Here is a 12,816-nt window from a genome sequence, read left to right on the forward strand (position 1 = left end):
AACTGCAAATACTGCAAATTAAATCTGTAATTGCAGCTCAAAGTTATGAGATATAACTTCGAGCATGTTCCTGAATATATCTATTATCTATATAACCCCACCACGGACTTCCTCGGTTAATACCTGTGTATTTACATATACTTGATTATATGAACTATCGAAGAATGCAACATCATATATCCATTGATTAGGTAATTGATCTAAATCATTATTAGCGGCATTAAGATCTACTATAGAGAAACCATAACCATCGATTACACCATTGTTAACAGAAACATCAAACTCGAAAAGACCATCTGGGGTTAATTGAGTAAAATTACCATTGTCATCAATAAATCCTACATGCTCAATTTCACCAGTAAAGGCATCATCACTAAAGGCAGCACTATCTTGGAACTCATCACCCTTAGGCACTGTATAATTCAGTCCACTTGTATCATCAAGTGAAGCAGTTCCCGTTGCTGTGTTACCTTCATTGCCAGCAATATCAGTATTGGTCGCAGTAACTTCAGTATTATCTAACAATCTGTCTTGATTGATGACAACAACGGCTTCGTTTACCCCATCACCATTTAAATCAGTGTTATCAAGTAATATTGCAGATTGAACGACAGATGGGTCAGCAACAGCGTCTTGACCATCAAACGTAAGCCAGTTCCAATTCCCATCCTCTCCTCTAGCGACTGTCACCTCATGAGTAGTACCAATGTTACCTGTCTCAGGGTTGTAGGTCTCATCAGTATAGGTGAAATTCATTAGAACAGTATCTTCATCATTGCTAGATTCAATTCGTACTTGTCCCTGACGCTCCACTCGTAAATAATTTCCGTCTTCATCCCTTACAAGAGTGTTTGTTGTACGTGGTATTACGACAGCGTCAGGTGCAGTTTGATCTACTAAAACCGGACCGAAGCTATTTTCTGCAATATTAACAGTACCCTCACCAGTGGTTTCCGTCGTTTTAACAACGACATTAGTATAATTACCTTCATCTAATATAAAGTTACCATCAGCATCTTCACTTAACATAATAGTATCGCCAGCAGCATTGGTAGCAGTCACACTATCAATCGTATCACCGCGCGCATCAATGGCTAACTTACCATTAGAAGAAATATTATCCTTGTCTGATGTGCCAGTGTCTTGCGCTAGTGCAATAGTGGGCTGGATAATAAAGTTTTGAGAGTCTGTGATAGTACCTGTATTACCCGCAGCATCTGTAGTCGATAGAGAGGCAGTCACTATCGTATTAGTATCAGCGAACAGTTCAGTGCCTAGAACATCGATATTAAAGGTACCATCTGCAGCTACAGCTTTTGTATAGTCAGTACCGTTAACATTAATAGTAACAATATCACCTTCGTTAAACTTACCTTCCGCTTTACCTGTTATAGCTACCTTATCTTTAGATTCAGCTATGGATAAAACATTATCGACAGTTATCTGATCAAGGGTTAATGTTGTGGTCGGGTTTTGAGGCGGGATAGTATCCACACTATAATCTTTAGTGGCTGTGATAACACCAGTATTACCAGCAGCGTCAGTTGCCACTACTTGACCATCAATAGTGGTATCAGTATCAGCCGCTAAATCACTACCTGGTACCTCAATTGCGAATTTCCCATTAGCAGCGACCGTACCTGTGAAAGGTTTGTCATTCACGGTCAGCGTCACTTCATCGCCTTCCTTAAATTCACCACCAACGGTACCTTTTACTATAATAGGTGCATCAGCTTCAGCGGCATTAACAACGTTATCTTCAGTAACGTTATCGATAACCAGTGTCGTGGTATCGGTATTTGGGCCATCAGTATCAGCAGCAGGTGCTGTACCGGTTGCATCAGGACCTGAGTTGCCAGCGCTATCAGTAACGTTAGCGACTACATCAGTACTTGGAACAACTTCAATATCTTGACCATTGTCTAGAATATCTTGAGTAACCGGATAATCAGTGCCATCTATAGTCAACACATCACCAATTTGAGTACCTGCAGGAACCGTAACCGTTGCTGTCACTGTACCATCTGGACCCACTTCTTCAGCATTGTAAATACCATCCGTACCTGGGTCTTCAAAGCTGATAGCAGGGGCATCTGGTGCTGTTGTGTCAACTTTAGCACTATCAGAGCCAGCAGTTGAGTTACCAGCAGGGTCAGTTATCTGTGCAGTTACTTCTAAAGTCTCGCCGTTAGCAGGTACTACTGCGGTTACGGTAAGCGTATCTTCCGCATTGGCATCGGTGCCCACGGTGTATTCACCAAGCTGATTACCTGCTTGGTCAGTGATGGTCAGTATGTCACCTTCTTGAGCGTCGCTTGGTACCACAACGTTTACTTTAACTTCTGTCTTGTCTGCAAGCTCTTCGGCATTTAATAAACTATCATCGTTAGCGTCATCAGTGATGGTTACCGTTGGTGCAGTGTCAGGTGCAGTAGTATCTATAATTGCACTATCAGAGCCTTCAGCTGTATTACCAGACGGCTCCGTCAAAGTAGCAGTAACTTTTAAAGTCTCACCTTCAGCAGGAACAGTTGCTTGCACAGTAAATGTCTCATCAGCAGCGACGTCTGTACCTACAATAAACGTACCTAAATCGTTACCCGCATTATCGGTTACCGTTAATAAATCGCCCTCTTCTGCGTTTAAAGGAACAATTACCTCTACGGTTACTTGTTCTTTATCCGTAAGTTCTTCGTTATTTAAGAAGCCATCTTCATTGATATCTTCTGTAATGATGACCTTAGGCGCGTCTGGGTCTGCAATTCTTACCTTTAGCTTATCAGTAGCTGTATTAGATTGATTCCCTGCAGGATCCTTGACATAAGCTTCTACATTAATATCAGCAACATTACCTTCAGCATCTGCAAGAACTGGTGCATCTAAAGTGACATAACCATTTGCCATAACGTCTGCTGTAACAGGTCTCTCTTGTTCTTCCCCATTAATGGTGACAACAACGGTGTCGCCCTCTTCTGTATTAGCAGGTAGGCTAATACGAACAGGAGTAGTGTCGAGCGTGTCACCATTTTCGGCAGTACTTAATATGCCATCTTTACTAGTATCTTCTGGGAAGGTAATAATTGGTGCACCATCCACTGTTGTGTCGTCATCGTCATTGTCATCAACAGTGCCATCACCGTTTGAGTCGCCTGGTATACCTAAGTCTACTGCTAAGGTTTCGGTAGCCGTATTAGACTGGTTACCCGCCGGGTCTTTGACATAAGCGTCCACTTCAATATCTGCAACCTTGCCATCTGCACCTGGTACTACTGGCGCATCAACAGTAACATACCCATTCGTCATGTCTTCTGGAGTGACTGTTACTTCTTGCTCTACATCATTAATAGTAACAACAACGGTGTCGCCTGCTTCTGTGTTTGCAGGGGTACTGATCTGTACAGGCGTGGTGTCTTTAGTGTCACCATTTTCATTAACACTTAAGATGCCATTACCATCTGTGTCCTCGGTGAAGGTAATAATTGGTGCACCATCCACTGTTGTGTCGTCATCGTCATTGTCATCAACAGTGCCATCACCGTTTGAGTCGCCTGGTATACCTAAGTCTACTGCTAAGGTTTCGGTAGCCGTATTAGACTGGTTACCCGCCGGGTCTTTGACATAAGCGTCCACTTCAATATCTGCAACCTTGCCATCTGCACCTGGTACTACTGGCGCATCAACAGTAACATACCCATTCGTCATGTCTTCTGGAGTGACTGTTACTTCTTGCTCTACATCATTAATAGTAACAACAACGGTGTCGCCTGCTTCTGTGTTTGCAGGGGTACTGATCTGTACAGGCGTGGTGTCTTTAGTGTCACCATTTTCATTAACACTTAAGATGCCATTACCATCTGTGTCCTCGGTGAAGGTAATAATTGGTGCACCATCCACTGTTGTGTCGTCATCGTCATTATCATCAACAGTGCCATCACCGTTTGAGTCGCCTGGTATACCTAAGTCTACTGCTAAGGTTTCGGTAGCCGTATTAGACTGGTTGCCTGCAGGGTCTTTGACATAAGCGTCCACTTCAATATCTGTAACCTTGCCATCTGCACCTGGTACTACTGGCGCATCAACAGTAACATAACCATTCGCGATGTCTTCTGGAGTGACAGTTACTTCTTGCTCTACATCATTAATAGTAACAACAACGGTGTCGCCTGCTTCTGTGTTTGCAGGGGTACTGATCTGTACAGGCGTGGTGTCTTTAGTGTCACCATTTTCATTAACACTTAAGATGCCATTACCATCTGTGTCCTCGGTGAAGGTAATAATTGGTGCACCATCCACTGTTGTGTCGTCATCGTCATTGTCATCAACAGTGCCATCACCGTTTGAGTCGCCTGGTATACCTAAGTCTACTGCTAAGGTTTCGGTAGCCGTATTAGACTGGTTGCCTGCAGGGTCTTTGACATAAGCGTCCACTTCAATATCTGTAACCTTGCCATCTGCACCTGGTACTACTGGCGCATCAACAGTAACATAACCATTCGCGATGTCTTCTGGAGTGACAGTTACTTCTTGCTCTACATCATTAATAGTAACAACAACGGTGTCGCCTGCTTCTGTGTTTGCAGGGGTACTGATCTGTACAGGCGTGGTGTCTTTAGTGTCACCATTTTCATTAACACTTAAGATGCCATTACCATCTGTGTCCTCGGTGAAGGTAATAATTGGTGCACCATCCACTGTTGTGTCGTCATCGTCATTGTCATCAACAGTGCCATCACCGTTTGAGTCGCCTGGTATACCTAAGTCTACTGCTAAGGTTTCAGTAGCCGTATTAGACTGGTTGCCTGCAGGGTCTTTGACATAAGCGTCCACTTCAATATCTGTAACCTTGCCATCTGCACCTGGTACTACTGGCGCATCAACAGTAACATAACCATTCGCGATGTCTTCTGGAGTGACAGTTACTTCTTGCTCTACATCATTAATAGTAACAACAACGGTGTCGCCTGCTTCTGTGTTTGCAGGGGTACTGATCTGTACAGGCGTGGTGTCTTTAGTGTCACCATTTTCATTAACACTTAAGATGCCATTACCATCTGTGTCCTCGGTGAAGGTAATAATTGGTGCACCATCCACTGTTGTGTCGTCATCGTCATTGTCATCAACAGTGCCATCACCGTTTGAGTCGCCTGGTATACCTAAGTCTACTGCTAAGGTTTCGGTAGCCGTATTAGACTGGTTACCCGCCGGGTCTTTGACATAAGCGTCCACTTCAATATCTGCAACCTTGCCATCTGCACCTGGTACTACTGGCGCATCAACAGTAACATACCCATTCGTCATGTCTTCTGGAGTGACTGTTACTTCTTGCTCTACATCATTAATAGTAACAACAACGGTGTCGCCTGCTTCTGTGTTTGCAGGGGTACTGATCTGTACAGGCGTGGTGTCTTTAGTGTCACCATTTTCATTAACACTTAAGATGCCATTACCATCTGTGTCCTCGGTGAAGGTAATAATTGGTGCACCATCCACTGTTGTGTCGTCATCGTCATTGTCATCAACAGTGCCATCACCGTTTGAGTCGCCTGGTATACCTAAGTCTACTGCTAAGGTTTCAGTAGCCGTATTAGACTGGTTGCCTGCAGGGTCTTTGACATAAGCGTCCACTTCAATATCTGTAACCTTGCCATCTGCACCTGGTACTACTGGCGCATCAACAGTAACATAACCATTCGCGATGTCTTCTGGAGTGACAGTTACTTCTTGCTCTACATCATTAATAGTAACAACAACGGTGTCGCCTGCTTCTGTGTTTGCAGGGGTACTGATCTGTACAGGCGTGGTGTCTTTAGTGTCACCATTTTCATTAACACTTAAGATGCCATTACCATCTGTGTCCTCGGTGAAGGTAATAATTGGTGCACCATCCACTGTTGTGTCGTCATCGTCATTGTCATCAACAGTGCCATCACCGTTTGAGTCGCCTGGTATACCTAAGTCTACTGCTAAGGTTTCGGTAGCCGTATTAGACTGGTTACCCGCCGGGTCTTTGACATAAGCGTCCACTTCAATATCTGCAACCTTGCCATCTGCACCTGGTACTACTGGCGCATCAACAGTAACATACCCATTCGTCATGTCTTCTGGAGTGACTGTTACTTCTTGCTCTACATCATTAATAGTAACAACAACGGTGTCGCCTGCTTCTGTGTTTGCAGGGGTACTGATCTGTACTGGCGTGGTGTCTTTAGTGTCACCATTTTCACCGACACTTAAAATGCCATTACCATCTGTGTCCTCGGTGAAGGTAATAATTGGTGCACCATCCACTGTTGTGTCGTCATCGTCATTATCATCAACAGTGCCATCACCGTTTGAGTCGCCTGGTATACCTAAGTCTACTGCTAAGGTTTCGGTAGCCGTATTAGACTGGTTGCCTGCAGGGTCTTTGACATAAGCGTCCACTTCAATATCTGTAACCTTGCCATCTGCACCTGGTACTACTGGCGCATCAACAGTAACATAACCATTCGCGATGTCTTCTGGAGTGACAGTTACTTCTTGCTCTACATCATTAATAGTAACAACAACGGTGTCGCCTGCTTCTGTGTTTGCAGGGGTACTGATCTGTACAGGCGTGGTGTCTTTAGTGTCACCATTTTCATTAACACTTAAGATGCCATTACCATCTGTGTCCTCGGTGAAGGTAATAATTGGTGCACCATCCACTGTTGTGTCGTCATCGTCATTGTCATCAACAGTGCCATCACCGTTTGAGTCGCCTGGTATACCTAAGTCTACTGCTAAGGTTTCGGTAGCCGTATTAGACTGGTTACCCGCCGGGTCTTTGACATAAGCGTCCACTTCAATATCTGCAACCTTGCCATCTGCACCTGGTACTACTGGCGCATCAACAGTGACATACCCATTCGCGATGTCTTCTGGAGTGACTGTTACTTCTTGCTCTACATCATTAATAGTAACAACAACGGTGTCGCCTGCTTCTGTGTTTGCAGGGGTACTGATCTGTACTGGCGTGGTGTCTTTAGTGTCACCATTTTCACCGACACTTAAAATGCCATTACCATCTGTGTCCTCGGTGAAGGTAATGATTGGTGCACCTTCGATAGTAGTGGTATCATCAGTCGGATTACCTTCTGCATCTGTATTGTCAGTATCATCAGGGTCTCCTTTACTTGGATCACTAGGATCGGTCGAGCTACCATCACCATCTACATCGCCAGGTACAGATAAATCTGTTGGTGCGGTATCACTACCAGTGCCAATGACTTCGTCATCAGCATCCTTAACTACAACATCAACTTTTGTATCACCATTATCGGCAGGTATCACGGGAACGGTGACACCATTATCGATATCTTCTTGAGTCAGGACTACCTCAATTGTTTCACCATTTGGACCTGTCACTTCTAATTTATCACCCGGTACAACCCCACTATCTTCAGGGAATGTAATTTCTACAGGTACTTGACCATTTTCATCAAGGTCATTTGGGTTAACAAATTCATCTTCACCAGTGACAATTTTAACATTAGGTCCATTAATAGGATCACGTGATGTTGTTGCTTGCGCACTTGATGTATTGCCATTTTCATCACTGTTTTCTGCAATGACTTCTGATAAGTCTTTAATGGCATCATAATGAATATCAACGTCACCCGTTGCAGGATCTACAGTGACACCATCTGGTAGCTCTGTACCTTCTTTAGGTGTCCATGTACCGTCTTCACCTTTAACAATTTCAACGGTTTGTGGTTGATCATTCTCATCAGTAAAGTTAACTGTTAAATCAACTGCGTCTTCGTCAGCTGGCTTAACCGTTACCGAACCATCCGCATCAGCAATAATTGTCGGTGCAGGTGGTGGGGTTAAGTCTTCAATATCATTACCCGCAGTCGTCTCTGAGCTCGAAGATCCGCCTTCATTGCTGTTTTCAGCAGTTACGGTAGAGCCATCTTTTACTGCATCAGGCGCAATGGTTACTGTACCCGTTTGAGGATCTACTGTCACACCTGGAGGTACAGTGTCTGGATCTACAGATGCCCACGTGCCATCATCAGCTTTTTCAATTTCAACGGTTTGTGGTTCACCATTTTCATCCGTAAAGTTAACCACTGCATCATCTGCTTCATCAGAAGGTGTCATTTCAACTGATCCATCATCTTTAGCATCAAGCACTGGTGCATTCGGAGCAACTGGTTCAATATCATTGCCAGCAGTCGTTTGAGCTCCAGCAGTACCTTTGTCATTACTATTTTCAGCGTCAACTGTTGAACCATCTTTTACTGCGTCAGGCGCAATAGTTACTTTGCCTGTCGCAGGATCTACAGTCACACCTTCAGGTAATTCAGTACCCGCTACTGGTACCCAAGTACCATCAGCGCCTTTTTCTATTTCAACTTTTTGCGGTTGATTGTTTTCATCGGTGAATTCGACTTCTGCTTTAGTAGCGTCATCTGCTGGGGTCATATCCACCGAGCCGTCTTCATTTGCAACTAAGTCAGGAGCATCAGGACCTAGCTCTTCTGTAGTGGTATCATTCCCCCCTACAGTAACTTCCGCACCTGAAGAGTTACCTGCTTCATCGTTATTCTCAGCGTCTACAGTGGTGTTGTCTTTAATGTTTTCACCTGGCACGGTTGTCGTACCCGTTTCAGGATCTACAGTTACCCCTGGTGGAAGCTCTTGTCCGTCTTTAGGACCCCACGTACCGTCATCGCCTTTTTCAATTTCAATGCTAACGTCTTCACCAGTCGTTTCATCTTCATAAGTCAGCACTGCATCGACAGCATCATCCGATGGTGTCATTTCTACGCCGCCGCCTTCTGTTTCAGAAAGATCTGGCGCATCTGGCGGTGTGGTATCTTCAGTATCATTACCCGCCGTAGTTTCAGCGCTTGAGGAACCACCATCATTACTGTTTTCAGCTGTAACGGTTGAGCCATCTTTAACACTATCAGGGTCAATAGTGACTTTGCCAGTCTCTGGATCTACAGTGACACCTGGAGGTAGCTCTGTGCCGTCTTTTGGGCCCCAAGTACCGTCTTCCCCTTTTTCGATCTCAACTTTTTGTGGTTGATCGTTTTCATCTGTATAGTTAACTACTGCTTCATCAGCATCTTCAGATGGCGTCATTTCTATACCGCCATCGGGTGTCGCTACTAAGTCAGGGGAATCTGGAGGAGTTTGACCTTCATTGGCATTATCATTACCGGCTACTGTCTCTGCAGAAGAGTCTTTTCCGAAAATGTCTTCGTTACTGGCTGTTACAGTGCCACCATCTTTTACGGCATCTGGTGAGAGTGTGACTTTACCGCTCGCAGGATCTACAGTGACGCCATCTGGTAATTGAGTACCTTCTTTAGGTCCCCATGTACCATCTTCACCTTTTTCGACTTCGACTTTCTGTGGTTGGTCATCTTCATCAGTGAATTCAACTGTCATATTAACAGCATCTTCATCACGGGGCTCTGCTGTCACTGAACCATCTTCATGGGCGATTAAATCTGGGGTTATAGGATCCGTTAAATCACCAACGATAGTATCTTTTTCACCAACTTGATTACCCGCATCATCTCGAGCAACTACGTCATACTCTTCACCATGTTCCAAAGGTTTGTCAGTTTTAGTGGTGAAGTTACCTTCGGCATCAGTCTCGCCTTCTCCCACAATATTACCGTCTTTATCGATAATCACAATATGAGTATTAGGCTCAGCAGTACCAGTAATTATAGTACTACCATCTACGTCGTCATCTGATGGTGGTATATTCTCAGCCGCTTCTACATTAACATCTGCAGGCTCGGGAATAGGTTCTGGTTCTGGTTCTGGTCTTGGTTCTGGTTCTACTTGATCACGAGTTGCTTCATCCGTGGTTGGCGCACTTTCATTGCCAGCAGGGTCAGTTATGGTCGCTTCAACTTCAAGCGTCTCGCCTTCAGCTGGGGCAGGTACATCGACCATGACTTCACCATTCGTGATGTCCTCTTCAGTCAACACTTTATCTTCACCGTTTACAGTAACCGTGTCGCCAACTTCGGCATCATCTGGTAAATCGACAGTAACGGTTACATTACCGTTGGCATCAATCTCATCTGCTGTAATGACATTATCACCATTACCAATCTCTACACTATCTGGCTGAGTTGGCGCTGTGGTGTCCCGAGTTGCTTCATCCGTCACTTTAGGACTTACGTTACCTGCAGGATCTTTGATAGTCGCTTCTACTTCAAGTGTTTCACCTTCCGCTGGTGCAGGGATGTTAATAATAACTTCACCAGCATTTTTGTCTTCTTGAGTGATTTCTTTATCAACCCCGTTTACAGTAACGGTATCGCCAACTTTAGCGTCTTCAGGAAGATCAACAGTGACCGATACATTACCATTATCATCAATTTCATTCGCTGTAATATAATCATCACCATCACCAATCTTCACACCATCTGGCTGAGTTGGCGGTGTGGTGTTTGCATCGTTATCGTTATCATCATCATCTGCTAATGCAGCACCTATAGCAGCTAAACCTGCAAGACCTACTAACCAAGGTAGCCAAGCAAAGCCGCCATCTTCTGCAGCGCCGATCCAGTAAGGTGTTTGATACGCATTACCGCCTAAGGCTTGCCCTTCAACATCTCCTGCGGCAAGTTCAGTAACAAAGTCAGCAACTTCACCCGTATCTGGCACATAGTAATAGTAGCTACCATCTTCTGCTAAGCCAATAAGGGCACTGTCCGCTTCATCATAATAGCCTTCTATGATTAGGTCGCTGTCTTGTCCTGATTCTTCCACTGATACATGTAGGTCTTTGCCTACACGTTTGGTGATGATGTGATCGGGCGCTCGGCCGGTTGCTTGATCAACAAGTTCATAGTTGACTTTGTTTGTGGCTTTGATGACGGTTGGCTGACCGTCTTTAGTCACAACTTGATGTTCAGCTATGGTTTGTGCAGCATCGTTTACTTTTACAATAATCGTTTTCATGTTTGATCCTTAGATTCGCTTTTTATTTTTTAAATTCTTTTATTTTTTTGCACTAACGGTTGCGACAACGCGGCGGTTATTGTAACGACCTTCTGGTGTGGCATTGGTGTCAACTGGTCTCGTTTCACCAAAGCCTTGCGTTTGTAGTCGATTTGGATCAATGCTATACATGGTCACAAGTTGTTGTTTAACGGCTTCTGCACGACGTTTTGATAGGTCCATGTTGTAGCTGTCTGAGCCCATACTGTCGGTATGACCTTCGATGATGGTGCTGGTATTTGGATATTTCTTCATAAAGCTTGCAACGGCTTCGATACGGGCGTTAAACATGGGCTGTACAATGGCTTTGTCAAATTCAAACAACACTTCTAGGTTGATTGGTTTATCGATTTCGACTTTGATGGGTTCTGGCTGTGGTTCTGGCTCTGGCTGTACAACGACCGCTGGACAGTCACGAACCACACGGCTGATTTGATGGACTTGCTGTTTTTGATCAGCAAGTAGGTTTTGAGCGTAGTCTGCTTCTAAAAGGCTTAGTTTTGGTTGAGCAGTGTTGTCATCAATGTCAACGTAGATATAGTGATTGCGCTGAGGGGCAAGTTCGATAGGAGTGGTTGCAGAGGTGTTGCTTAGGTCGTTTGTTTTGGCGCCGGTAGGCATTACGGTGATGTTGTGTTGACCGCTGCAGTAAACTACTTGAGAGTAGTGACCTGGCTGCAAGCTGACCTGAAAGCGTCCGTCTACTGAGATGTTGGCACTGGTTTGTAAACCGTCGTTATCTAGAGGGCGGATAAAGATAAGGTTGGCTTCGTTCTCTGCTAGTGCGTCTGCACTGATGGTTTTAAAACTGGCATCGCCTGATTTCTGCCATCCAATTAAGTCCACTTGTCGGGTGTCGGCAGCTTGGGCTGTTTGTGTTAGACCAAAAAGCGCTGAAAACAGTGCTGTAGCCAGTATGCTAGTCTTCAAGCCTTTATTAACTTTCAAGTTTTTCATAGATAATTCCTTAAATTGACTTTGATTAATTATTTTTATTGACTTTAATAATCTTACACAATTGTATTCTCATCTAAATTATTCCTATCTTCAGTTTGTTGAATTGCTAACTATAAAAGATACTTTGAAATAATTATTAATAAATTATTTAGAATTTATATCTAAAAGATACTTCAAATTATTAATAGATAATTAAACTTATTGTAATAAATATATGATTTTATTAGAAATTTTCAGTATCTAAATATTAAATATATATGTAAATTATACTTTAGCAAACCTATGCAAATAAATCAGCTTAGATATGTTCATGTTGATTATAATTAACTTTATAAAATATACAATCTCGTTTTGCTATTTTTCCTACATAAACACATAAGGAGTAAAGGAAGCTGAAAGAGATTATGATGATAATATCATTAAAAATAATGACTTATATAATAGTAAAAGACTATCCATTTTAATTATAAATTTTTTTCTATAAATACATTAGATAAAAGTATTTTTTTATAATTTAGTTATTAATATATTTTAACTATTTATTAAACATAATTTATTTTTATCTAACTGCATAAATTAATAAGTAACTAATTATTACTAATAAGGAACTAATGAAAGTATATTTAGTTTAAAAAGTAATATATATCAACCATACTAATATAATAAATAACTTAAATTTATTAATATATATTTGAATAGCAGTTATAAATAAATAGCTATAGTTAGGCTAATATCGAAAAAAGTGAACAATAACTAAAGGTTAGGCTAGTTACATGACTTAACATACTGAATAACTGAAGATGTAAACTATATAATTACAAATAATAGAACAGATAAAGGATATCTTTTGCGCTGTATAAA

The 12,816-nt window shown here is 42.9% G+C and carries 2 protein-coding genes; both read right to left on the reverse strand.

Annotated features, from left to right (window positions below; all coding sequences use genetic code 11):
* Window positions 1–87: 87 nt before the first annotated feature.
* Window positions 88–10,959 (reverse strand): Ig-like domain-containing protein, encoded by a 10,872-nt coding sequence (locus tag AC2SLO_RS09495; RefSeq protein ID WP_495637070.1) that lies wholly within the window; start codon window positions 10,957–10,959, stop codon window positions 88–90.
* Between the two features lie 39 nt (window positions 10,960–10,998).
* On the reverse strand, window positions 10,999–11,955 hold the full coding sequence (locus AC2SLO_RS09500) for an OmpA family protein (RefSeq protein ID WP_486543860.1): 957 nt from the start codon (window positions 11,953–11,955) through the stop codon (window positions 10,999–11,001).
* Window positions 11,956–12,816: the final 861 nt, after the last annotated feature.

It is taken from the genome of Psychrobacter sp. CX14 (assembly GCF_057396205.2).